Here is a 23,821-nt window from a genome sequence, read left to right as displayed (position 1 = left end):
TGAACAGATGACGACATGGATTATTAACGCTAGCAGATGGAGCGCGGAAGCCGGAGGACTCGAGGTCGCGCATGTGCGTATCGAGGAAGGGATTATCGCGGAGTGGCGCACCGGAGAAGCGGCGCCCGACACATCGGGGGCGGAAACGATCGACGCTCGGGGCAAGCTAATCTCGCCGGGGTTGATCGATATGCATGTTCACTTGCGCGAGCCGGGTTTTGAATACAAAGAAACGATCGCCAGCGGTACCGAATCGGCGGCCAAGGGCGGCTTTACCGTCATCGCGCCGATGCCGAATACGCGGCCGGTGATGGATACGCCGGAGACGATTTCGCTCGTGCTGGACAAGGCGAAGACCGAAGGCGTCGTACGGGTGCTGCCTTATGCGGCGATCACGAAAAATGAGTTGGGCCGAGAGCTGACGGATTTCCCTGCTCTGAAGGAAGCGGGAGCGATCGGTTTTACGGACGACGGCGTCGGCGTGCAGAACGCGCAGATGATGAAAAACGCAATGGCGCTTGCCAAATCGCTCGACATGCCGATTATCGCTCACTGCGAGGACGACACGTTGGTGGAAGGCGCGGCGGTAACGGAAGGCGAGTTCGCTCGCAAGCACGGACTCAAGGGCATTCCGAACGAGTCTGAAGCGATCCATGTCGGCCGGGACATTTTGTTGTCCGAGGCGACTGGCGTACACTATCATGTATGCCACGTGAGTACGGAGCAATCGATTCGTCTTATCCGCCTAGGCAAGTCGGTCGGCGTAAACGTCACTTCCGAGGTGTGCCCGCATCATCTGATCCTTTCGGACGAAGATATCCCGGACAGCATGGACGCCAACTGGAAAATGAATCCGCCGCTGCGGACACCGAAGGACGTCGAGGCCTGCATTCAGGCACTGGAGGATGGAACGATCGACATTATTGTCACCGACCATGCTCCGCATAGCGAGGAAGAGAAGGCTCGCGGAATGGAGCGCGCTCCGTTCGGAATCGTCGGATTCGAGACCGCATTCCCTCTGCTTTACACGAAGTTCGTACGCACCGGACGTTGGAGTCTCGACTTCCTGCTGCGCAGAATGACGAGCGATCCGGCAAGAGTGTTCCGCCTTCCATATGGAACGTTGGAACAAGGAGCGCCGGCGGACTTGACATTGATCGATCTGGAGAACGAGCGCGAGGTTGATCCCGCGACGTTCCTGACGAAAGGTCGCAATACCCCGTTTGCGGGTTGGAAGCTATACGGCTGGCCGAGCATGACGATGGTCGGCGGCAAAGTGGTCTGGACCGAAGAGAACGGCATTAACCGCTAAGGAGTGATTGGAATGCAGGCAAGATTGTTGTTGGAAGACGGTACGCTGTTTACCGGAAAAAGCTTCGGAGCCGAAGCCGGCTCCGTTGGAGAAGTGGTGTTTAATACAGGGATTACAGGGTATCAGGAAGTGCTGTCCGATCCTTCGTACTGCGGCCAGATCGTCACGATGACTTATCCGCTCATCGGCAATTACGGCATCAACCGCGATGATTTCGAAAGCATTCGCCCGTTCGTACACGGCTTTGTCGTGCGTCGTCACGAGGACGTGCCGAGCAACTGGAGAGCGCAATATACAGTCGACCAACTGTTGAAAGAATATGAAATTCCGGGCATTAGCGAGATCGATACTCGCATGCTGACGAGAATTCTTCGCGTGCACGGCACGATGAAAGGCATCATTACCACCGGCAGCGAGCGTGTAGAGGAATTGCTTGAGCGTCTCGGAGCGGCTCCGTTGATGCGCGACCAAGTCGCGCGAACGTCGACCAAGTCGGTTTTCTCCAGCCCAGGAAACCAAGAACGTATCGTACTGATCGACTACGGCGCAAAAAGCGGCATTCTGCGCGATCTGACGCAGCGCGGCTGCGACGTAATCGTTGTTCCGCAGGATGCGACGGCAGACGAAATTCGCCGCCTGAACCCGGACGGCATCCAATTGTCCAACGGTCCTGGGGACCCGAAAGACGTGCCGCACGCCGTTGAAACGATCCGTCAACTGCTCGGCGAGTATCCGATCTTCGGCATTTGCCTTGGACACCAACTGTTTGCGCTGGCGTGCGGAGCGGATACGGGCAAGCTGAAATTCGGCCACCGCGGCGGCAACCACCCGGTGAAAGAGCTGGAATCCGGCCGCTGCTTCATCACTTCCCAGAACCACGGCTATACGGTCGTCGACGAATCGATCGCCGGAACCGAACTGGAAGTGACGCACATCAACAACAATGACAAAACGATCGAAGGCTTGAAGCACAAACGTTTTCCGGCCTTCACCGTTCAATACCATCCGGAGGCGGCTCCAGGACCTTACGACAACAGCTACTTGTTTGATCGGTTCCTGCAAATGATCCGCGATCACAAGAATGCCAACCCGGAACGTCCGCGTCAAGCCCAATTGTCGGAGACGCTGAGAGGAGAGCTGCTGTATGCCCAAAAATAATTCGCTCAAAAAACTGCTCGTCATCGGCTCCGGTCCAATTGTCATCGGACAAGCGGCGGAATTCGACTATGCCGGCACGCAAGCTTGCCAAGCGCTGAAAGAGGAAGGCTTCGAAGTCGTCCTGATTAACAGTAACCCGGCGACGATCATGACTGACACGAACATCGCTGACAAAGTCTACATTGAACCGATCAACCTGGAATTCGTCTCCCAAATCATTCGCCAAGAACGTCCGGACGGCCTTCTGCCGACGCTCGGCGGACAAACGGGTCTTAACATGGCGGTTGAGCTGGCGAAAGCAGGCGTCTTGGAAAAAGAAGGCGTTAAGCTGCTCGGCACGCAGTTGACGGCGATCGAAAAAGCGGAAGACCGCGACCTGTTCCGCGCCCTCATGCGCGAGCTCGACCAACCGGTGCCGGAGTCAGACATTGTTACGAACGTTCAAGCGGCCGTAGACTTCGCCGCGACCATCGGCTACCCGGTCATCGTTCGTCCGGCTTATACGCTGGGCGGAACGGGCGGCGGTATTTGCGCCAACGAGGAAGAACTGCGTGAAATCGTCGACAGCGGTATTCGCTACAGCCCGATCGGCCAATGTCTGATCGAGAAATCGATTGCCGGCATGAAGGAAATCGAGTATGAAGTTATGCGCGACGCCAACGATAACTGTATCGTCGTCTGTAACATGGAAAACTTCGATCCGGTCGGCGTTCATACCGGCGACAGCATCGTCGTCGCGCCAAGTCAGACGCTGTCCGACCGCGAATACCAAATGCTTCGCTCGGCATCGTTGAAGATCATTCGCGCGCTGAACATCGAAGGCGGCTGTAATGTACAGTTTGCGCTCGATCCGCAAAGCTACCAATACTATGTCATCGAGGTTAACCCTCGCGTCAGCCGCTCCTCTGCGCTTGCTTCCAAGGCAACGGGCTATCCGATCGCTAAGATGGCGGCGAAAATTGCGATCGGCTATACGCTTGACGAGATCGTCAACCCGGTTACGGGTCAGACATACGCTTGCTTCGAGCCTACGCTGGACTACATCGTATCGAAAATTCCGCGCTGGCCGTTCGATAAGTTCACCTCCGCGAACCGCAAGCTGGGCACGCAGATGAAGGCGACCGGCGAGGTTATGGCGATCGGCCGCACGTTCGAGGAATCGATCCATAAAGCGGTGCGCTCTCTCGAAATCGGCGTGCACCGTATTTACCTGAAGGGTGCAGAAGAGCTATCCGTCGAAGTGCTGGAAAACCGGTTGATCAAACCGGACGACGAGCGGATGTTCCTTGTTGCCGAAGCGTTCCGTCGCGGCTGGCCGCTGCAGCGTATTCAGGACTTGTCCAACATCGACTGGTGGTTCCTCGACAAGATCGAGCGTATCATTCAACTTGAAGACGAGATCCGCAGAGCGCCTGCGCTTACTCCGGAGCTTCTGTATAAGGCGAAGAGAAACGGATTGACGGACCGCGCGATCGCGGAGCTGAGAAGCGAAGGACATCCGTCCGGAGCCTATACGAAAGAAGCGGATGTCCGCACTTACCGTAAGGAACAAGGCTTCACGCCGGTTTATAAGATGGTAGATACTTGCGCCGCGGAGTTCGAGGCGACGACGCCATACTACTACTCCACTTATGAGACGGAGAACGAAGTTCTTCCGAGCGACAAAGAAAAAATCATCGTGCTCGGCTCCGGTCCGATCCGTATTGGACAAGGCATCGAATTCGACTACTCAACCGTTCACGCCGTATGGGCAATCCGCAATGCGGGCTACGAAGCGGTCATTATCAACAACAACCCGGAGACGGTGTCCACCGACTTCAGCACGTCGGACCGCCTCTACTTCGAGCCGCTCTTCTTCGAAGACGTTATGAACGTCATCGAGCAGGAGAAGCCGATCGGCGTCATTGTACAATTCGGCGGACAAACCGCGATTAACCTGGCAGCGCCATTGGCGAAAGCCGGCGTTCGCATCCTGGGCACGTCGCTGGACAGCATCGATGAAGCGGAAGACCGCAAGCGGTTCGAAGCGCTGCTAAGCAAGCTGAGCGTACCGCAGCCGAAAGGCACGACGGTCACTTCCGTTGAAGAAGCGGTTGGCGCTGCGCAAGAGCTCGGTTATCCGGTGCTCGTGCGTCCGTCTTACGTCCTTGGCGGCCGGGCGATGGAAATTGTCTACTCCGACGATGAACTGCTCTCCTACATGGAAGTGGCTGTGAAAATCAATCCTGAGCATCCGGTTCTGATCGACCGCTACATGCTTGGCAAAGAAATCGAAGTCGACGCGATCTGCGACGGCGAGACAGTGCTCATCCCGGGCATCATGGAGCACGTCGAGCGCGCGGGCGTCCACTCCGGCGACTCGATCGCGGTATATCCGCCGCAATCGTTGTCCGACGATGTGAAACAACAAGCGATCGACATTACGATCAAGATCGCCAAGGAACTGAAAACGGTCGGACTCGTCAACATTCAGTTCGTCGTATGGCAAGATCAAGTGTACGTGATCGAGGTTAACCCTCGTTCGTCCCGTACCGTGCCTTTCCTGAGCAAAGTGACCAAGATTCCGATGGCTAACCTGGCAACGCAAGCGATTCTGGGCAAAAAGCTGACAGAGCTTGGCTACCAAGAAGGTCTATGGCCGGAAGACGAGTTCGTCTCGGTCAAAGTGCCGGTATTCAGCTTTGCCAAGCTGCGCCGCGTCGACCCGACGCTGACGCCGGAGATGAAGTCGACCGGTGAAGTGATGGGCCGCGATCGTTTCTATGCGAAGGCGTTGTACAAAGGCTTGGTCGGCTCGGGCATGAAAATCCCGAATTCCGGTGCGATCATCGCCACGGTTGCCGACAAGGACAAGGAAGAAGCGATTCAAATTTTGAAGGGCTTCTACAACCTAGGCTACAAGCTGCTTGCAACTGGCGGTACGGCTGACGCTCTTGAAGCCGCAGGACTTAAAGTTCGCCGCGTCAACAAGCTGTCCGACGGCTCGCCGAACATTCTGGATCTGATCCGCACCGGAGAGGCGCAGTTCGTCGTCAATACGCTGACGAAGGGCAAAACGCCGGAGCGCGACGGATTCCGTATCCGCCGCGAAGCGGTCGAGAACGGCGTCGTCTGTCTGACGTCGCTGGACACGGTAAGCGCCCTGCTGAACATGCTGCAGGCGCTCCGTTTCTCGAGCGAACCGATGCCTGCGTTCCAGTCCTAACATGAATGTCGCCCGGTCCCCGATTCGTCAGGGGATCGGGCTTCTATATTCCGAGTCGAATCACAGGGAGGAATCGGAGTGTCGTTACTAACCCGCAATGAAGCGGCAGGAAAGATCATGGTGGCGCTGGACAAGCCCGATGCGCAAGCGGCGCTGGAACTGGCCGAGAGGCTGCAAGGCTTCGGTTGCTGGATGAAAGTCGGCATGGAGCTGTTTTTCGCCGCCGGTCCCGCCATCGTGCAAGAGCTCAAGAGCCGGGGGTTCCGCATTTTCCTCGACTTGAAAATGCATGACATTCCGAACACGGTACGCGGAGGAGCCCGGAGCATTACTCGGCTTGGCGTCGACCTGTTTAACGTGCATGGAGCGGGCGGGCTGGCGATGATGAGCGCAGCGGCGGAAGGCGTGCAGGATGCGCTGCAGGCAGGCGATGTCGAGCAAGCGCCGCTCGTTATTGCGGTGACGCAGCTGACGAGTACAAGCCAGCAAGTTCTCAATGATGAGATCGGTATCCCGGGCGATCTGGAGAACGCCGTTGTCCACTACGCCGAGGTGGCTCGCAAAGCCGGGCTGCAGGGCGTTGTCGCTTCGCCGTTGGAGGTTGCCGCGGTCAAAAAGGCTTGCGGGGCGAGCTTCATTACCGTAACGCCGGGCATCCGTCCGCGTTGGGCTGAAGTCGGAGATCAGACGCGTATTACGACACCTCGTGACGCGCTTGAGGGCGGTACCGACTATTTGGTCATCGGACGTCCTATTACGGGAGCAAGCAAGCCGGAAGAAGCGCTGGACACCATATTAAAGGAGATGACTCAATTATGAGCAACTATTCCGTCGAACAACTGCCGGCCGTCATCGCGGGCAATCTGCTGGACATCGGGGCTGTCGCCCTTCGTCCGAATGAGCCGTTTACTTGGACATCAGGCATCATTTCCCCGATCTACTGCGACAATCGGCTCACAATGAGCTATCCCGACATTCGGGACGCAATTGCCGAAGGCTTTGCAACGCTCATTCGCACGCACTATCCGGACACAGAAGTTATTGCCGGAACTGCGACGGCTGGTATTCCTCACGCTGCATGGGTTGCGCAGAAGCTGAACCTTCCGATGGCGTACATTCGCGATAAGGCCAAAGGACACGGCAAGCAAAATCAGATCGAAGGTCTGATCAAGGACGGGCAGAAGGTCGTCGTCATCGAGGACTTGATCTCCACCGGCGGTAGCTCGCTTAAAGCGGCACTGGCTGTGATGGAAGCAGGCGGAGACGTGCAGGGAGTATTGGCGATCTTCACTTATCAATTTGCTCTGGCGGAGCAAGCTTTCCAGGATGAAAGCGTCGAATTAAAGACGCTGTCGAACTACTCGGCGCTCGTAGACGAAGCGCTGCGTCGCGGCACGATTAACGAGTCCGACGTTAGCCTGCTGCAGTCATGGCGGGAAAATCCGCAAGCGTTCGGAAAATAATATGGTCAAACAAGCGGCGGCTCTCTGATCCGAGAGTCGTCTTTTTTGTCGTTTACTCCGTCTCCAGACCGAGATTCAAAGCGTGCTCTGGACCGTCGATCGCTTGGGCGGCTTGAGTTACAATAGATCTATCCTATGTGATTGGGCAAAAAAAGGAGAGTGTAAACGTGGCCATTCTGGAAGTGAAGAACCTGCGCAAAGCGTTCGGCGCCGTGCAGGCCGTGGAGGAAATCAGCTTTTCCGTCGAAAGCGGCGAGGTGTTCACGATCATCGGCCCGAACGGAGCTGGAAAAACGACGACGCTGGAAATGATCGAAGGCATGCAGACGCCCGATGGCGGGTCGATCTCGATCAACGGGATGAAGTGGGACAAGGAGGCCGATCGGATCAAAACGATTATCGGCGTACAGCCACAGTCGAGCGCCTTGTTTGATCTGCTTACCGTGGAAGAAAACCTGGATTTGTTCGCCTCGTTCTACCCTCGTTCCAAACATCCGTCCGAAGTGCTGGAAATGATCAACTTGACCGATCATCGCCGCAAAAACGTGAAATCGCTATCCGGCGGACAACGGCAGCGGCTGGCGATCGGCCTGGCGATGATCAGCGATCCCCAAATCATTTTTCTCGACGAGCCGACAACCGGACTGGACCCGCAAGCTCGACGCAACATTTGGGACATCGTTCTGAAGCTCAAGGAGCTTGGCAAAACGACTATTTTGACAACTCACTACATGGAAGAAGCCGAAAAGCTAAGCGACCGCGTCTGTATCGTCGATCAGGGCAAAATCGTTACGCTCGACACGCCTGCCAATCTCATTGACAGCTTAACGAAGGAGCGGGAGGTTCGGTTGCACTTCCAGGATGGGGAGGCTGCGGCGCTGGAGACGGAGCAGGTGGCCAAGAACGATGCTACAGTCGTCCGCACGGAGCTTGAAGGCTCTTCGCTTAAGCTATGGTCGGTGCGTCCTGAGGAAACCCTGTACGGAGTCTTCGGTTTTACGAAGGAAAGAGGGTACCGGGTCGAACAGGTTTCCATCCGCGAAATGAGTCTCGAGGACGTATTTATCGCCTTTACCGGCAAAGAGTGGAGGGACTAGGGTGAGCAACGGCAAACAGCTTGGCAAATTATTCGGCGCACAGCTTAAAATGATGTTCCGCGAGAAGCAGGTTTGGTTCTGGAATCTCTTTTTTCCGATCATTCTGATGGTTATTTTTATGATCATTTTTGGCGGGGGCGGCGGAAGCGATTTCAAAGCGAAAATCGCGGTCGTTAAGCCGAGCGTAAGCGAAGCGTCGAATATGCTGGAAGGTTACTTGCGGCAAGTGCCTGTACTGGAGTGGAAGTCCGAGCAGCCGGTGACGGCCGAACAAGCGGACGAGTGGGTGAAGGACAAAGATGTAGACGCTGTCATCATTCTTCCTGGCGATAACGCGACTACACTTGAGGTCATCGTGAACAAAGAAAACGAAAAAGGCGCGACGACTCAAGCGATTGCGGGCATTCTGGATAAATTCGTGCAGCAGACGAATTACCAAGTAGCCGGCGTCACGCCGACTTACTCTGTGCAAATGACGGCCGTTTCGAGCGGCAGCGAGGATTTGAGTTATGTCGATTTCCTGTTAACAGGGATGATCGCGCTCGCCGTGGCGCAGGGCGGATTGTTCGGCATGGTAGACATGGTAGAGATGAGACGGAAAGGATTGCTTAAGAGATTAAAGCTTACCCCGGTGAAAATGGGACTATTCGGAGTAGGTGGAATGATGGTGCGTTTCATTTTAGGCATTGTGCAAATCATCATTTTGTCTCTGATCGGAGTGCTCGGCTTTGGCGCCAAGCTCCATCTGGACTTCCCGACATTGATCGTCGCCTTCTTGATCGGAGCGCTGGCCTTTAACGCATTGGGCTATCTCTTCTCCTCCTTCAGCAAATCTATCGAGGCTTATATGGGAATGGCTAACATCGCCAGCTTTCTAATGATGTTCTTGAGCGGCATTTTCTTCCCGACGAGCGGGTTTCCAGAGTGGCTCATTCCCGTATCGAAAGTGCTTCCTCTAACCTATTTCGTAAACGGAATTCGAGACGGAATGGTGTATGGCAGCGGGCTTTTATCCGCCGACTTCTGGGCCGGGATCGGCATTCTCGGCGCTTGGGGCGTCGTCGCTTTCTTAATCGGGGTATTGATCTACCGCAAAACAAAAATCGACGCTCGCTAACTTACTATCCTTTTTAGAGCCTGCTGGCTTGGTCGTGGCGCAAATCCGGCGTCCTGCGATTAAGCTTTGCAGGCCTCTATTCTTTCTCTTTTTCGCAGCCTGTTCCATTATCCCGTTGACTCAGTTCTATGCCTGCCCGCTGCTATCTCAATCTCCAGCTTATAGCCATTATCCCCGTAGCTCAGACTCTCCGCTCGAAATCGATCATTTTTCCTGCTTATTGGCACTATCCCCATAACTCAGGCTTCTCGCCTTCAGTCGATCAATTTTTCTTGCTTATGGTCATTATCCCCATAGCTCAGAGCAGTTGCTTTCGGTATCGGCTATTCAACTTGCTTTGGCGCTATCCCTACGACTCAGATATCTTAAACTTAGTTCATTACCGAGTTGAGAAACGAATTGCTTGGTGGATCTATTTTTGGAAATATGAATAAAGACTGCGGGCGCCCAGAATTCTGAGCGAAAGGGATAGTGGACATAAGGTGCAAAAGTGGAGAGAGTTGGCCAGGATTCTGAGCGGAAGGGATAGTGGCTATAAGGGGCGAAAAGGAGGGGATTGGGCCCACCATTCTGAGCAGAGGGGATAAGAGAGCCGGTAGGATATGTCCTGCCGGCTCACTGTATACGGGACAGCTATTGCAGTTGAGAGAGCCACTGTTTGATTTCTTCATTAGGAAGGGCGGTCGCTGTCGGGATCGGGATCGATTCATCGGATAGTTTGTATTGCTGCTTCAGAGAGATGATTCGTCGTAAGCTGGCGTCAAGGCGGGCTTCGGAGATTACTCCGGATTGGGCCGCTTCGAGCAGCTTATCGTAGACTTGACTCGCCGTGTCGTAGCCGTGGGCGACAAGGATGAGATCGCTGCCGGCCAGAAAGGACTGTAGAGCCGCTTCTTCAATGCCGTAGTTGCGAGCAATAGCGCCCATTGTCATGTCGTCGGTAATAACGACCCCGCCGTATCCGAGCCGATCGCGAAGAAGGTCGGTGATGACGGCTTTGGACAGAGAGGAGGGAGAGTCGGGATCAATCGAGGGAAATAGAATGTGCGCGATCATGACGGCATCCGCTCCTTGATCGATTGCTGCCCGAAACGGGATCCACTCCAGCTTCTCCAATTGTTCGACTGTCTTGGGGACGGTAGGCAGCTCCAAATGGGAGTCGACGGAAGTGTCTCCATGCCCGGGAAAATGTTTGACGACGGCAATCGTACCTCCTGCCTGTAAACCGCGCATCGCGGCAACGCCCATGTCAGCGACAAGCTTAGCGTCGGTTCCGAACGAGCGGCTGCCGATGACCGGATTTTTCGGATTGCTGTTCACGTCCAGCACGGGCGCGAAATCCATGTTAAAGCCCATGATACGTAGCTCCTTGGAGAGCAAGCCGCCCATCTCTTCCGCCAATTCTGGTTTGCCTGTCTTTCCGACCTTCATCGCGTTCGGAAGGGCAGCAAAATCTTTGGGCAGGCGACTAACCGTACCGCCTTCCTGGTCGACGCTCATGAAGAGGGGGAGCGGATTGTCGGCATTTCCCTGCTTTAATTCGTTCACGAGGCGAACCGAACCTTCAAGGTCGGAGAAGTTATCCTTGTACAGAATCACCCCCCCGACCTGTTGATTCGTTATTAACTGTTGCATCTTCTCATCGAATTTCGTACCGTCAATGCCCGCGATAATAAGCTGTCCGACTTTTTGCTCAAGCGTCATGGATTCGAGAAGACGAGAAATGTCATCTTTATCGGAAGAAGGAGGCTTTTCCGATGAAGAGGTCTCGGAAGGAGATGAACCTGAGGGAGAGGGGACGGACGTAACGGGAGGGGAAGAGATTGGCGAACTAGGCGAGACGGAAGGTGCCCCAGGCGAGGAGGCATTCGAGCAGCTGCATAAAATTAGAATGAGCGCTCCGATTCCGAACGTCGTCTTTATTTTCGCAAAACCGTGCTTCATCACACGACACTCCTTTAGCAAAAGGCTCCCGCGTCTCTATAGAAGAGGCGCGGGAGCGCAGTTATTTTAGATAGAGAATGAGCTTTTTAAAGAGACGATGCGGTTAAAGACGGGAAGCTCCGGCGTGGAGTCCTTCGGATCGACGTTAAAGTAGCCATGGCGGAAAAATTGGAACTTGTCGCCGCCGGCCGCCTCTTTCATTTCGGCCTCCACGAAGCCCTTCAACACTTGAAGGGAGTCCGGGTTAAGATGATCGAGGAACGACTGGCCCTCATCTTCGGATTCATCGGAGATTAGCGGCTCGTATAGCCGGAATTCCGCCGGTACCGCTTGCGATGCTTCGACCCAATGGAGCGTTCCTTTTACTTTGCGTCCGGCAAAGCCGGAACCGCTTTTGGTCTCGGGATCGTACGTGCAGCGAAGCTCGACAACGTTGCCGTCCGCGTCGTGCACGACTTCCTCGCATTTAATGAAGTACGCGTGCTTAAGGCGCACTTCGTTGCCCGGGAACAGGCGGAAATACTTTGGCGGCGGGTTGTCCATGTAATCGTCCCGCTCAATGTAAATTTCTCTTGAGAACGGAATTTTGCGATGGCCCATCTCCGGGTTCTCCGGGTTATTCTCGGCGTCGAGCCATTCCGTCTCGCCTTCGGGATAATTCGTGATGACGACTTTGAGCGGGTCCAGAACGGCCATCGTCCGCAGCGCCTTGAGCTTCAGATCCTCGCGGATAAAATGCTCCAGCATTCGCTCATCCACAACGCCGTAGCTCTTGGCTACGCCGATTTCGCGGCAGAAAGCGCGAATCGCTTCGGGTGTATACCCCTTGCGGCGAAGACCCGAAATGGTCGGCATACGGGGATCGTCCCAGCCGTCCACCTTTTTCTCGTCCACGAGCAGTTTAAGTTTCCTTTTGCTCATGACCGTATTGGTGAGATTGAGCCGAGCAAACTCGTATTGATGCGGTGTCCATGGCATTTCGCATTCGCGGACGACCCAATCGTAGAACGGGCGCTGATCTTCGAACTCCAGCGTACAGATCGAGTGGGTTACGCCCTCAATCGCATCCTCCAACGGGTGCGCAAAAGCGTACATCGGGTAGATGCACCAGGCGTCGCCCGTATTGTGGTGATGAGCATGCACAACGCGATATAAAATGGGATCGCGCAGGTTGACGTTCGGAGAAGCCATGTCGATCTTGGCGCGCAGCACCTTTTCCCCGTCGGCGAACTCGCCTTCCTTCATTCGGCGGAACAAATCGAGATTTTCTTCGACGGACCGATTCCGGTAGGGGCTCTCTTGACCGGGAGAAGTGAGCGTACCTCTGGTCTCGCGAATTTGATCCGCAGTCTGGTCGTCCACATAGGCCAAGCCCTTGCGAATCAACAGTCCGGCGCGCTCGTACATTTCCCCGAAGTAGTTCGAAGCGAAAAACAACCCGTCCCATTTGAAGCCGAGCCATTCGACGTCCTTTTTGATCGATTCTACGTACTCCACGTCTTCCTTAACCGGGTTCGTGTCGTCGAAGCGCAGATTCGTTCTTCCTTTGAACTCGTCGGCGAGCTCGAAGTTCAGACAGATGGATTTGGCATGCCCGATGTGCAAATACCCGTTAGGCTCGGGAGGGAAGCGGGTGACGATCTCTTTTACTTTTCCCGAAGCAAGATCTTCGGATACGATGTTTCTAATAAAGTTCGATGACGACGTCTTAGTTTCCAAGGTGACCAACCTTCCTCGCAATAAATCGTTATATCCTCTAATAATACACAAAAATGCGGCGTCTTATAAAGGGTTAAGCGAAAAAACGGAAAAATGTCGGGTCTCGTCGTTTGATCGAACGGGGATGAACGATTTTTTTCTCCTAAAAAAATGATAAAGATTTAATTTTTTCAGTAACTTTTCAGATAGACATCTCGTTATAATCAATGAAGAGATTGGCAAGGGAGGAAGTTGAATGCTGTCATGGCTAGGCCGAAGGTCCGCGGCTGAGAAGTCAGGCGAACAGGGAGAGGATTTGGCGAAGTCGCTCGAGAAGGCGAAGAAGCCGGAAGCCGCGATAGCGGTACAAGAGCGCCCGAGTGCGGACGGACCGTTGTTGTCCGTACGCAACGTAGAGAGATCCTTCGACGTCGGCAGCCAGAAAATCAGGGTACTTAAAGGAATCAACCTGAACCTTTACCCATCCCAACTCGTCATGCTAAGAGGACGCTCGGGTTCGGGCAAAACAACGCTGATGAATTTGATGGGCGGGCTGGATACGCCGACGAAGGGGGAAATCTTTTTCAAAGACCGTCCGTTCCATAAGTGGGATGACGACAAGCGCACTGTCGTGCGTCGCAAGGATATCGGCTTTATTTTTCAGGCATTCGCCTTGATGCCCTTATTGTCCGCTTACGAGAACGTCGAATTGTCGCTGCGCATGGCGAACATTCCGCGTTCGCAATGGAAGGAAAGAATTACGTCCTGTCTGGATCTGGTCGGTCTCTCCAAGAGGATGCACCATCGTCCTTTCGAGCTATCTGGGGGAGAGCAGCAGCGTGTGGCCATCGCCAAAGCGATCGCGCACAAGCCGAGTCTGATTCTGGCGGACGAACCGACGGCGGAGCTGGATAGCCAGATGACCGCACAAATTATGCAGGTATTCAAAGAAGTCGTTGCGGCCGAAAATATTTCGCTCTGCATGACGACGCACGACCCTACGATTATGGAGGTAGCAGATCATGTCTATGAAATGGTGGACGGCGTATTCGTCGCCAATTGACCGTAAGGCGCCTGTGCGCCGCAGCCGCAAAAGCGCCGGCGTGATGGCCGCGCTGGCGTTGTCGCTGGCGATTTCGGGGTGCAGCTTGCTGCCGAGTGAACCGGAGGAAGAGGATCTCTCCGCGATCCAACTGCCGAAAATATCTGAGAAGCCTCAGTATGCGGTAGAGACGAAAACGCTGGAAACGAAAGTATCGGGCTCCGGCAAAATTTTGTCCTCTCAGGAGAAGCAGGTTTATTTTTCGTTGGAAGGAAAACGCATTAAGAAGCTGTACATAGAAGCCGGTCAGGCGGTTAAAGAAGGGCAGACGATCGCGGAGCTCGATGTCGACGAGATGAAGAAAACTCTTCGGCAACGGTCGCTTTCCTTTAAGAAACAAGAGCTTGAAATGAAAAATACGCTGCGCAAAAAAGACGAGATGGATCCGATCGAATTCGAGATGGCTACCTTGCAGTTCGAGGAAGCTCGACAGGAAATCGTCGACATGCAGGAGGATATCGGCAAGGCGGTGCTGACGGCCCCATTCTCGGGTACGATCGTCTCGGTACCGGTGCAGGAAGGCGATTCGGTCAAAGCGTACGGTACGATCGCGGTTATCGCGAACCCAAACAGCCTGGTCGTCGCGGCGGAGCTGTCCAAGGACGATCTAAACAAGGTCGCCGTAGGCATGGAAGTGCGCGTCGACATCAACCAGGTTGGGCAGCTGAAAGGCAAGATAAAGCAAATGCCTATTCCTTCGACGGACAATCAGAACGGCGGCAATAATGGTGGCAACAACGGCGAAAAAACGGACAGCATCAGCAAATATTTGCTGGTCGACGTCGGGAAGCTGCCTAAAGAGGTCACGCGCGGTACTCCGCTGTCTATCTCCGTCGTTATCAATCGTAAGGAAAACGCGGTCGTCATCCCTCTTTCCGCCCTGCGGACGATAGGAGCGCGCACTTACGTTCAAGTAGCGGAAGCGGACGGAAGCAAGCGCGAGGTTGACGTAGAGCTCGGACAGCAAACCTCGACCGATGTGGAAATCTTGAATGGTTTGACACCGGGACAGAAAGTCGTAGGTCGTTAATCTATGACCGCGCTGATTCGATTTCTCTTCCGCAAAATGTGGAACACGCGCTGGATGACGCTCAGCACGCTTGCCGGTTTGTTCGTTGCGGTCGCTTTTACAACGAGCATTCCGATGTATGCGGACGGCGCGCTCAAACGCGTCGTCTCGCAATCTTTGCAGGACAACAGCGAGGGCTTGCCCGCAGGATCGATGTTGATCCGCTACCAATCGACGGACGGCAAAACCGATCTGGAAAGCTTCCGTAACGTCGATCAGTATATTCGTGAGGAGATCAAGAGCGACATCGGGTTTCCGGTGGAGGTATCCCAGCGGAGCTTAACGCTGCGCAGCTCGGAAGTTTCTCCCGAAGATCCGACGAAGGTGGATGCCAGCCGTACGAGAAAGCTGTCGATCGCTTCCTTCGAAGGGCTGAAGGAACAGGTCGAGATGGCTGGAGGGAAGTGGTTCGCGGATACTTCGGATTCGGACGGCACGATTCAAGCCGTCATGATGGAAGAGGCATTGTTCCGCAGCGATCTCCATGTCGGCGATGTGCTGCTGTACTCGATTGCCGGGGAGACGCTGCGGGTTAAGATCGTCGGAGCGTTCAAGCCGGCGGACGATAACAACCCTTACTGGTATCAAGGTCTGGAAGGACTCATGAATTATTTGTACGTAGCCGATCCGGTTTTGCTGGAGGATCTGTCGGCCAAACGAGGCATCCCGATTCAGATCGCCAGCTGGTACTCGGCTTTTGATCTGAGAGAGATTCAGACGAGTCAACTTTCTCCGCTCTCCAACAAGCTGAGCCGCATCGACATCGAAGTATACAAGAAGCTAAAGGACACTCGTCTGGAGTTGAGCTTTGCGGAAATGTTGAACGATTTCCGCCGCGACAGCATCCAACTGCAGACCATGCTGTTTACGCTCGCAGCTCCGATGATCGCCATGGTATTCTACTTTATTACGATGAACACGCAGCAGGCGCTTGAGAAGCAACGATCTGACATCGCCGTGCTGCGAAGCCGGGGAGCTAGCACTAGGCAGATTTTTATGCTGTTCCTCCTGGAAGGCGCTTTGCTGGGCTTGGTTGCACTGGTTGTCGGTCCGTTATTCGGCTGGTTCATGGCCAAAAGTATCGGATCGGCCAGCGGGTTTTTGCATTTCGTAGACCGCAAGGCGATACCGGTCGGATTTTCGATCGACGGCGTGCTGGCCGGCGTCGCAGCCGTGATCGTGGCGATCGCGGCGACTGTTATCCCGGCGCTCGTCTTCACGAGAACATCAATCGTCGATTACAAGAGGCAGATGGCTAGAGGAGATCGTAAGCCGTTCTGGCAGAAATGGTTCATCGACGTGCTGCTGCTGGGAGTGGCGGGTTACGGCTGGTACCTGTTCAACGAGCGCCAGATGGTCACCTTTAAGACGGGGATGACGACGGATCAACTCAACGTGCAGCCGTTTCTGTTCTTTGTACCGGCGCTGAGCATTTTCGCTGCTGGTCTAGTATTTCTCAGGCTGTTCCCGCTGCTGCTCAAGTTGTTTAACTTGTTGTGGCAGAGAATTTTGCCGGTGCCGTTTTATTTAACGCTCACGCAGCTTTCGCGCTCGTCTAAATCGTACTACCCGCTCATGATTTTGCTTGTTCTGACGCTGGGGCTCGGGGTATACAATTCCTCGGCTGCACGGACGATCGGGCTGAACTCGGAGGAGCGGATCATGTACAAATATGGAACGGACGTCATTGTCCAGACCGTATGGGAAGGTACGCCCGAGTTTAAGCAGCCAACCAAACAAGGCGGCGGAAACGGCGGGGGTGGCGGAAGCGGCGGCGGAGGCGGCCAAGGCGAGCGTCCTACACCAACGAAGTTTAATTATAACGAGCCGCCATTTGAAGTATTCCGTACGCTCCCGGGCGTCGAGCACGCGGCGCGCGTGCTGCAAACCAAAAGCAGCATGACGGTCTCGGGCAAGACGGCGGGTCAAGCGACGATTATGGGCATCGACAACGTCGATTTCGCCCGTGTCGGTTGGCTGCGCAAAGACATGTACCAGATCAACCCGTACAAATATCTCGAATGGATGGGGCAAGTGCCGGAGGGAGCGTTTATCTCCTCCAACGTAGCCAAGAAGTTCGGTTTGAAACGGGGAGATATGGTTCAGACGGTTATTCAGGAGCAGACGGTCGAGTTCATTATTTTGGATATCTTGCCTTACTGGCCTAGCCTGTATCCGGATCAAGCGCCGTTCTTAATCGCGAATCTGGGCTACATCTACGATCAGGTGCCGCTCATTCCTTACGACGTATGGCTGAAAATGGAGCCCGACGCCAAAGTGCAGGATATTATTCCGGTGCTGCAGAAGGAAGGCATCGAGCTTGCTTCCATCAACAGCATGAGATCCGAATTGACGACGCAGAGCAAGCACCCGGCCCGAGGCGGCGTGTTCGGAATTCTCAGCTTGGGCTTCCTGGTGACCATTATCGTTTCTCTGTCGGGTTATATTTTGTTCTGGTTCTTTAATCTGTCGCGCAGAGTCGTGCAGATTGGTATTCTTCGCGCGATGGGGCTTTCCCGCAAGCAGTTGACGGGGATGCTGCTGCTCGAGCAGATTTTTACGGCCGGTCTGTCGATCGGACTCGGCATCGGCATTGGCAAGCTCGCGAGTCTACTATTCCTGCCGTTCCTGCAGACGACCGACAATTCGACGAACCAGGTTCCGCCGTTCCGCGTCGTGTTCGAAGCTGCCGATACGAACAGGCTGTACATCGTTGTCGGAGTCATGATGACGATCGGCGTGGCGCTTCTCATCACGCATATTAGACGCTTGAAGGTTCACCAAGCCGTCAAGCTGGGAGAGGAGCGGTAAAAAAGCATGATTACATGCGAAGGCCTCGTTAAAATTTATAAAGCCGACGACTTGGAGGTCGTTGCTCTACAGGGCTTAAACCTATCGGTTAAAGCCGGAGAAATGATGGCGATTATCGGCAACAGCGGAAGCGGGAAATCGACTCTGCTGAACATTCTGGGCGGGCTTGACCGCCCTTCGGCGGGGCAAGTGGAGGTCGGGCCGTGGAACTTGCTGAAGGTCAATGACGAAGATCTTGTCAAGTATAAGCGGGATACGGTTGGCTTCATCTGGCAGAACAATGCCCGCAATCTACTGCCGTTCTTGAGCGCCATCGAGAACGTAGAGATGCCGATGATGTTTTCCGGCAAGCTGGATCGGGCTTACGCCAAACAGCTGCTCGAATGGGTCGGCTTGAAGGACCGGATGCATAACAAGCTTCAGCAGCTGTCCGGGGGAGAGCAACAAAGGGTGGCGATTGCCATCTCGTTGGCGAATCGGCCGCAGCTTCTACTGGCCGACGAACCGACGGGCTCGGTAGATTCTCGGACATCGGACATCATCATGGATATTTTTCGTAAATTTAATCGGGAGCTTGGCCTGACGATCGTAATCGTTACTCACGACTTGTCGCTGGCGAGCAAGGTGGACCGGGTGGTCGCGATTCGCGATGGACTGACGAGTACAGAGTTTATTAAGAGGAATCCGAACCTCGATCATTCCGCACCGTTATCGGGCGGTAAGACGCCGGAAGAAGCGCACGAAGCGTTCGTTGTCGTGGACCGGGTCGGCCGCCTGCAAGTCCCGAAAGAATACTTGTCCGCTCTCTCGATCGGTGACAAAGCAACGATGGAGTTCGACGGAGACAAGATTGTCATTACTAAACCGAAATCCTTGGAGGAGGAAGAATCAAAATGAACAAACAGGCAGGAAAAACCCGCAAATGGGTGCTTACCGGAATGACCTTATCCTTACTTATCCCTACTTTGGCTGCGTGTAACTCGGGCGGAAGCGCGAACGACCCGGACAATCGCCGCACTCTGCGCATCGGCACGATGTATGGCAGCAAATCGGATGAAAGCTGGTTCCGCCAGCAATTCACCGATATGTTCGAATTTACCCACTCCAACATCGATATCGAGGTTGTTCCCGCGATCGATTATTCGGAGATGCAATTCGAGGACCAATCGAAGCAACAGGAGCCAGTCGATCAAATGGCGAAGCTCAAGGCCATTATGACAGGCAGCAATCCGGTTGACGTCATGATCATTAACGATATAAGCATGCTGGGGCAACTGGTGAATGAAAACCTATTGAAACAGCTCGATCCGATGCTGAAAGAAGATAAAATGGACCTTACCGAATTCGTGCCGACCGTCATTGACGGGATCAAAGAACAAGGCGACGGTTTCTTGTACGCCCTGACGCCTACATTCCAATCTTCGGCTCTGTATTACAATAAAAAGCTGTTTACGGCTCGGGGAGTCGAATTCCCGCAAGACGGCATGAGCTGGGACGATGTGTTTAACCTGGCTAAGCGTATGAAGTCGGGAGAAGGCAAGGATTCCGTTTTCGGATTCACGTTTAACCAATGGGGTGCGGGCGACAACTTCTGGGATTTCCAAAACTTCGCTGCTCCTCTCCAACTGAGAATGTACGACGATAAGGGCGAAACGATGACGGTCAATACGCCGCAATGGCAGACTCTCTGGGAGACAGTAGCCCAACTGAAGAAAGACCGCGTAACGCCTAGTCAGGACGACATGAATTATGAGCAGCCCCAAGGAGAAGATTACAGATACAATCCGTTCCAAGGGCAACTGTTCCTTACCGGTAAATCCGCTATGACGATCGGCGATTACGGTCTGATCAACCAAATCCAGCAAATGAACGATAACAGCGAGAAATTGAAAATGGAGAAGCTGGATTGGGATGTCGTGACCATACCGTTCCACATTGGCATGGAAGGCTTTGGAGGCAATATTAGTTTGAGTCAGCTTGCGGGCGTCAACGCTAATGCAGCGAATACTGACGACGCATGGGAATTTATCAAGTTTATGAACGGCAAAGAATGGGCAAAGCTGAAGTCCCGCAGCACCTACGAGCTGTCCGCACGCAAAGAGTTTGTGAAGGTACGCGACGGAATGAGCTATAATATTGACGCATTTACGAAAATGAAGCCTTCCCCATCGCAATACTTCCACTCCTCGATCAAGGATCAGGAGCTTCTGAGAGAAAAACCGAACCTCAACTTGATTAATGAGATGGGCTCGATGCTATTCATGCAAGTGATGCAGGGTAACAAATCCGCGAAGGACGCTCTGGCCTTGTGGCAAGAGAAGGGCAATGACTTGCTGCAGAAGATCAAGAACAACCCGAAAGGGAATATCGATGACGCGTTCAACGGTATCCAAGACATTAACGGCGGAGGCATCTCCCCAGAGAAAAGAGCGCTTATGGAAGCAGCAGGAGAAGCGGTTATCGTCAACTAATATGGTATAGTGCAGGCGCTCCGTCCGTTAGGATGGGGCGTTTGCTTTAAATTTTTGAGGGGAATGGATTCAAATCGACCAAAGCCGCACATGCTAGGAGCATCCACATTCCGACAGAAGCGGAGGAAGATGCATGAGATGGGTATACTGGTCCAAGCTGTACGACAGCAAATTCCAAGCCGGGTGTCTCGTTCAACGGATGGAGCATGACAGCTGGGTTTTCGGATTGGATGCGCCGCGGGAGATTGAAGTGTTCCGTTCGAAGAAGGGAAAATATGGCGTTCGTTATATGCCATAATCTGGCTCCTGATGTGCAGTTTGAGCTGCCGTATAGTGGAAAAGAGCCTGCTTTTGTGCTAAGCTGAAATCCGTAGGATGGGGAGAAGGGGGATATCAGCGATGCGCAGAATGCCGTTATCTGCGGAAACAGCGGTTAAATTGGCCGAGTACATGAAGGTGCCTTTGGAGCATTTAATGCATATGCCGCAGCATATTTTGCTGCAGAAATTGGGAGAAATGGCGAAGGCTCAAGCGGGAGAATCGAAGCAGCATCTGGAAACAGAAGAAAATAAAAGTGAATAAAAACATGTAAAAGCATTGACGGCAGGCCGATCTTTATAGTATATTATTTCTTGTCGCCAATAAATTGTATAATGCTTTAACGACGCGGGGTGGAGCAGCTCGGTAGCTCGTCGGGCTCATAACCCGAAGGCCGCAGGTTCAAATCCTGCCCCCGCAACCAACACCTTTCTCTGGACCTTTACGGGGGCCTTTAGCTCAGTTGGTTAGAGCGGTCGGCTCATAACCGATTGGTCGGGGGTTCGAGTCCCTCAAGGCCCACCACGAAATTTCGTGGGGCAGCGCTCCTTGGCAAATGTCCTTGGTCGCCAGAGACTCACATGCCGGGATGGCGGAATTGGCAGACGCACAGGACTTAAAATCCTGCGGTAGGTGACTACCGTACCGGTTCGACCCCGGTTCTCGGCACCACTTTTGATGTTTTACCTGTGGTACATATTCGCAAAATCAACTATAAATGATGAATCCTGTGCAGTAGAAATTGCTTCTGCTAAACACACTGGATTCATAGCGTGAGATCCTTTTTCGCACTATCTGTATCCACAAAATACAGATGATGGCGAAGGAGGATTTTTTGGTTATGGCGGTAAGAATGAATAAGGTAAGAAGAGCACCTGCAACGATGGAAGAGGCACTGAATCGGTTCATTAAGTGGAAGAAAGCAAATGGGATTAGCGATCAGACGAGCTTGGATTATACGATTCATATCAATTTGTTTTTCAAGAGGTATCCCGATGCGGCGATTTCATTTGAACAACTTGAGAAGGATGTGGTTTCCCACCTTAGTCAGGAGGGGATAAAGAACAAACATCATGGTGCGGTGAAATGGCGAATGAAGTGGAAGCGGTTTCTTCTGGAATTGAAGAGGCAAGAAATGGCGGATTTATGAACGGGAAATTATTCGGCGCTTGGACTGAGCGGGGATAATCTAATAAGAAGCATGAGGTCGTTGAAGTTCAAACCGAAGTTGATCGAGCAAATTACAGGGATTCCTCGATCGGAAATTATTAGACGGTACTAACTGAAGGGGAGATGAGCATGAAGTTTCTTCTGAATTCAACAGTCATTGAAATCATTCAGGGAGATATAACACAGTCTGAAGTGGCTTGTATCGTTAACGCAGCTAACACTAGCTTGCTTGGCGGTGGTGGGGTTGATGGAGCGATACATCGAGCGGGCGGCAAACAAATCTTAGACGAATGCATTCGCATTAGGAATGCGCAGGGAAACTGTCCAACGGGAGACGCGGTAATCACAACGGGTGGAAAGCTAAAGGCAAAGTATGTCATTCATACAGTCGGTCCCGTATGGAATGACGGAAAGAATAATGAACGGGAAAAGCTTAGCAACTGCTATAGAAACACGCTCAATCTGGCTGTAGAAAAGGGGATCAAGAGCATAGCATTCCCGAATATCAGTACAGGAATCTACGGATACCCGAAGGACAAGGCGGCTGAAGTTGCACTGAAAACGGTAGTTGAGTTCGTAGAAAAAAATGAGACAATCGAGCGAATACAGTTCGTCTGCTTTGATCGTGAGAACTACGATATTTATCTAGGGGGGCTAAGGACACTGTGAGCGCAAAGGCATTAATTCGTTGGGAGTTTGATCCTTCACCGCTACCTTTGAACGAGTGGCTTCGCGATCTTGTTGTCATTACAGGAGAAATTCGTGGCAAAGAAATCACAGAAGCATGGACCGTGCTCGTGAAGGTTGTTGAGTGGATACCTGATACGTGGGACACTAAAGCGGAAGTGAAGTTTATTACGGAGGAAGCGCCATGGCACTTATGGCATCAAGGATATAGCTTCAAACTCTGGAATGGCAGGGATGTAGCTACGGTAACAATTCAATGAATTCGATTTCGAAATGAATGTGGGTGGGAAAGTGTATCTGTTAAAGATCATAACAGATAGCGACTTTTGCGGCGGGGAGCTCGGGTACTTGAACGAAGTGTCCCGACACGCCTCCAGAGGAGTCCTAATCAATAACGATGGACAAGTCGCGATGATGGAACTGGAAGCAGAGAATCTTTACAAGCTGCCTGGCGGCGGCCTGGAGAAGGACGAGAATAAAGAAGAAGCCTTCGTACGAGAGATCAGGGAAGAAACGGGCTATAAAGCTGTTATTATTCACGAGCTTGGGTATATAGATGAGCACAAAGTTAAAAATCACTTCATGCAGCGTTCTTACTGCTACATCGCCAAGGCAACGGACCGACAGGGGAGCGTGGCTTTAAGTGAAGATGAGTTGCAGTTAGGTATGCGAGTGGAATGGATGAGTCCCGAAGAGGCAGTTACCCAGTTGCAAGAATTGATTCATCATTGCAAGGACTACTCAACAAAGTTCATGCTTCTACGGGATTTGACGATTCTAGAACTTGCATCTTGTTGGCTTAAGGAAGGGGAAGAGACTTAAATATGATAGAGGAGTGCGTGTGGGCGATCTTCGTATCAGAAAGTGGCGGGGGCTTTCCCAACTTTTATCCGATAGGACTCTTTAGTTCACGTGAAAGGGCCGTAGAAGAACTGGATGCATTGCCGCAAGATATGAATTATCAACTTCTCAAGCTGCCCGTCAATCGGATGTTCCCTTACTACAACAAGAAGAATGGCAAGTTGATCGGTATGGACGGGATTTATCACGAGCACTTTCATTTCAAGGATGATGATGGAGGCAGCTTATGAATATCAGGAAGGATACTATGATAAGAATTTCCGAAGCTAAAGGAATGAATAATCCGGAGCAAAATGAGCCATCGTTCCGGTAAGTGAGAGCCACGTCTCCGGCGTTTT

At 53.1% G+C, this 23,821-nt stretch carries 21 protein-coding genes and 3 tRNA genes; 22 read left to right on the top strand and 2 right to left on the bottom strand.

Going from position 1 to position 23,821, the window contains the following annotated elements:
• Positions 1–7 precede the first annotated feature (7 nt).
• The 7 genes from J4772_RS17580 to J4772_RS17550 all read left to right on the top strand — a co-directional run bounded on the left by J4772_RS17580 (position 8) and on the right by J4772_RS17550 (position 9,352).
• A complete protein-coding gene (locus tag J4772_RS17580) occupies positions 8–1,312 on the top strand; it encodes a dihydroorotase (protein ID WP_209076413.1) in 1,305 nt (434 codons plus the stop codon).
• Between the two features lie 12 nt (positions 1,313–1,324).
• Entirely contained in the window at positions 1,325–2,470 is a 1,146-nt protein-coding gene (locus tag J4772_RS17575; RefSeq protein ID WP_209076411.1) for a carbamoyl phosphate synthase small subunit, read from the top strand.
• Entirely contained in the window at positions 2,457–5,675 is a 3,219-nt protein-coding gene (gene carB, locus J4772_RS17570) for a carbamoyl-phosphate synthase large subunit (protein WP_209076409.1), read from the top strand. The genes J4772_RS17575 and carB overlap by 14 nt, the downstream gene beginning before the upstream one ends.
• A gap of 117 nt (positions 5,676–5,792) precedes the next feature.
• Positions 5,793–6,494 (top strand): orotidine-5'-phosphate decarboxylase, encoded by a 702-nt coding sequence (gene pyrF, locus J4772_RS17565; RefSeq protein WP_209077225.1) that lies wholly within the window; start codon positions 5,793–5,795, stop codon positions 6,492–6,494.
• A complete protein-coding gene (gene pyrE, locus J4772_RS17560; protein WP_116059322.1) occupies positions 6,491–7,138 on the top strand; it encodes an orotate phosphoribosyltransferase in 648 nt (215 codons plus the stop codon). The genes pyrF and pyrE overlap by 4 nt, the downstream gene beginning before the upstream one ends.
• Positions 7,139–7,305: 167 nt before the next feature.
• Positions 7,306–8,235 carry an ABC transporter ATP-binding protein gene (locus tag J4772_RS17555; RefSeq protein WP_209076407.1) on the top strand — a complete coding sequence of 310 codons (930 nt, stop codon included), beginning with the start codon at positions 7,306–7,308 and terminating at the stop codon, positions 8,233–8,235.
• Position 8,236: 1 nt separating this feature from the next.
• Positions 8,237–9,352, top strand: a complete 1,116-nt coding sequence (locus tag J4772_RS17550; protein ID WP_247741129.1) for an ABC transporter permease — start codon at positions 8,237–8,239, stop codon at positions 9,350–9,352.
• A 633-nt stretch (positions 9,353–9,985) separates the two neighbouring features.
• On the opposite strand, the gene nagZ is transcribed toward J4772_RS17550, so the two are convergent.
• Both nagZ and J4772_RS17540 read right to left on the bottom strand, forming a co-directional pair.
• Entirely contained in the window at positions 9,986–11,296 is a 1,311-nt protein-coding gene (gene nagZ, locus J4772_RS17545; protein WP_209076405.1) for a beta-N-acetylhexosaminidase, read from the bottom strand.
• A 66-nt stretch (positions 11,297–11,362) separates the two neighbouring features.
• Positions 11,363–13,015, bottom strand: coding sequence for a glutamine--tRNA ligase/YqeY domain fusion protein (locus J4772_RS17540; protein ID WP_209076403.1), 1,653 nt, complete (start codon positions 13,013–13,015; stop codon positions 11,363–11,365).
• Between the two features lie 235 nt (positions 13,016–13,250).
• On the opposite strand from J4772_RS17540, the gene J4772_RS17535 reads away from it, so the two are divergent.
• From J4772_RS17535 to J4772_RS17465, 15 genes are all read left to right on the top strand, one after another.
• Positions 13,251–14,057 (top strand): ABC transporter ATP-binding protein, encoded by an 807-nt coding sequence (locus J4772_RS17535; RefSeq protein WP_116059326.1) that lies wholly within the window; start codon positions 13,251–13,253, stop codon positions 14,055–14,057.
• Positions 14,017–15,126 carry an efflux RND transporter periplasmic adaptor subunit gene (locus J4772_RS17530; RefSeq protein ID WP_209076401.1) on the top strand — a complete coding sequence of 370 codons (1,110 nt, stop codon included), beginning with the start codon at positions 14,017–14,019 and terminating at the stop codon, positions 15,124–15,126. The genes J4772_RS17535 and J4772_RS17530 overlap by 41 nt, the downstream gene beginning before the upstream one ends.
• Positions 15,127–15,129: 3 nt before the next feature.
• Complete coding sequence (locus J4772_RS17525) at positions 15,130–17,976, top strand: ABC transporter permease (RefSeq protein WP_116059327.1); 2,847 nt, start codon at positions 15,130–15,132, stop codon at positions 17,974–17,976.
• Between the two features lie 6 nt (positions 17,977–17,982).
• Entirely contained in the window at positions 17,983–18,873 is an 891-nt protein-coding gene (locus J4772_RS17520; RefSeq protein WP_116059328.1) for an ABC transporter ATP-binding protein, read from the top strand.
• Positions 18,870–20,447, top strand: coding sequence for an ABC transporter substrate-binding protein (locus J4772_RS17515; RefSeq protein WP_209076399.1), 1,578 nt, complete (start codon positions 18,870–18,872; stop codon positions 20,445–20,447). Before J4772_RS17520 ends, J4772_RS17515 begins: the two co-directional genes overlap by 4 nt.
• Before the next feature lie 133 nt (positions 20,448–20,580).
• Positions 20,581–20,745, top strand: coding sequence for a hypothetical protein (locus tag J4772_RS17510; RefSeq protein WP_181917484.1), 165 nt, complete (start codon positions 20,581–20,583; stop codon positions 20,743–20,745).
• Positions 20,746–20,846: 101 nt separating this feature from the next.
• Positions 20,847–21,029: a YycC family protein gene (locus J4772_RS17505; RefSeq protein ID WP_116059330.1), complete on the top strand. Its 183-nt coding sequence runs from the start codon at positions 20,847–20,849 to the stop codon at positions 21,027–21,029.
• A gap of 83 nt (positions 21,030–21,112) precedes the next feature.
• A tRNA-Met gene (locus J4772_RS17500) sits at positions 21,113–21,189 on the top strand.
• Between the two features lie 24 nt (positions 21,190–21,213).
• Positions 21,214–21,290: transfer RNA gene (locus tag J4772_RS17495), tRNA-Ile, on the top strand.
• Positions 21,291–21,348: 58 nt separating this feature from the next.
• Positions 21,349–21,437, top strand: a tRNA-Leu gene (locus tag J4772_RS17490).
• Positions 21,438–21,606: 169 nt separating this feature from the next.
• Complete coding sequence (locus J4772_RS17485; RefSeq protein WP_209076398.1) at positions 21,607–21,915, top strand: hypothetical protein; 309 nt, start codon at positions 21,607–21,609, stop codon at positions 21,913–21,915.
• A gap of 149 nt (positions 21,916–22,064) precedes the next feature.
• Complete coding sequence (locus J4772_RS17480; RefSeq protein WP_209076396.1) at positions 22,065–22,604, top strand: O-acetyl-ADP-ribose deacetylase; 540 nt, start codon at positions 22,065–22,067, stop codon at positions 22,602–22,604.
• Positions 22,601–22,882, top strand: coding sequence for a hypothetical protein (locus tag J4772_RS17475; protein ID WP_116059357.1), 282 nt, complete (start codon positions 22,601–22,603; stop codon positions 22,880–22,882). Before J4772_RS17480 ends, J4772_RS17475 begins: the two co-directional genes overlap by 4 nt.
• A 97-nt stretch (positions 22,883–22,979) precedes the next feature.
• Positions 22,980–23,444: an NUDIX hydrolase gene (locus tag J4772_RS17470; RefSeq protein ID WP_246016433.1), complete on the top strand. Its 465-nt coding sequence runs from the start codon at positions 22,980–22,982 to the stop codon at positions 23,442–23,444.
• Between the two features lie 2 nt (positions 23,445–23,446).
• Positions 23,447–23,713, top strand: a complete 267-nt coding sequence (locus J4772_RS17465; protein ID WP_116059358.1) for a hypothetical protein — start codon at positions 23,447–23,449, stop codon at positions 23,711–23,713.
• Positions 23,714–23,821: the final 108 nt, after the last annotated feature.

The organism is Cohnella sp. LGH, assembly GCF_017671885.1.
GTDB lineage: Bacteria > Bacillota > Bacilli > Paenibacillales > Paenibacillaceae > Cohnella > Cohnella phaseoli.
This window is presented reverse-complemented; position numbering and strand designations above follow the sequence as displayed.

Excerpts from the sequence above, each read along its gene's own strand:
- J4772_RS17580 (WP_209076413.1), top strand. The coding sequence starts at position 8 with ATGACGACATGGATTATTAACGCTAGCAGATGGAGCGCGGAAGCCGGA.
- J4772_RS17575 (WP_209076411.1), top strand. The coding sequence starts at position 1,325 with ATGCAGGCAAGATTGTTGTTGGAAGACGGTACGCTGTTTACCGGAAAA.
- carB (WP_209076409.1), top strand. The coding sequence starts at position 2,457 with ATGCCCAAAAATAATTCGCTCAAAAAACTGCTCGTCATCGGCTCCGGT.
- pyrF (WP_209077225.1), top strand. The coding sequence starts at position 5,793 with ATGGTGGCGCTGGACAAGCCCGATGCGCAAGCGGCGCTGGAACTGGCC.
- pyrE (WP_116059322.1), top strand. The coding sequence starts at position 6,491 with ATGAGCAACTATTCCGTCGAACAACTGCCGGCCGTCATCGCGGGCAAT.
- nagZ (WP_209076405.1), bottom strand. The coding sequence starts at position 11,296 with ATGAAGCACGGTTTTGCGAAAATAAAGACGACGTTCGGAATCGGAGCG.
- J4772_RS17535 (WP_116059326.1), top strand. The coding sequence starts at position 13,251 with ATGCTGTCATGGCTAGGCCGAAGGTCCGCGGCTGAGAAGTCAGGCGAA.
- J4772_RS17530 (WP_209076401.1), top strand. The coding sequence starts at position 14,017 with ATGTCTATGAAATGGTGGACGGCGTATTCGTCGCCAATTGACCGTAAG.
- J4772_RS17525 (WP_116059327.1), top strand. The coding sequence starts at position 15,130 with ATGACCGCGCTGATTCGATTTCTCTTCCGCAAAATGTGGAACACGCGC.
- J4772_RS17520 (WP_116059328.1), top strand. The coding sequence starts at position 17,983 with ATGATTACATGCGAAGGCCTCGTTAAAATTTATAAAGCCGACGACTTG.
- J4772_RS17515 (WP_209076399.1), top strand. The coding sequence starts at position 18,870 with ATGAACAAACAGGCAGGAAAAACCCGCAAATGGGTGCTTACCGGAATG.
- J4772_RS17510 (WP_181917484.1), top strand. The coding sequence starts at position 20,581 with ATGAGATGGGTATACTGGTCCAAGCTGTACGACAGCAAATTCCAAGCC.
- J4772_RS17505 (WP_116059330.1), top strand. The coding sequence starts at position 20,847 with ATGCGCAGAATGCCGTTATCTGCGGAAACAGCGGTTAAATTGGCCGAG.
- J4772_RS17485 (WP_209076398.1), top strand. The coding sequence starts at position 21,607 with ATGGCGGTAAGAATGAATAAGGTAAGAAGAGCACCTGCAACGATGGAA.
- J4772_RS17480 (WP_209076396.1), top strand. The coding sequence starts at position 22,065 with ATGAAGTTTCTTCTGAATTCAACAGTCATTGAAATCATTCAGGGAGAT.
- J4772_RS17465 (WP_116059358.1), top strand. The coding sequence starts at position 23,447 with ATGATAGAGGAGTGCGTGTGGGCGATCTTCGTATCAGAAAGTGGCGGG.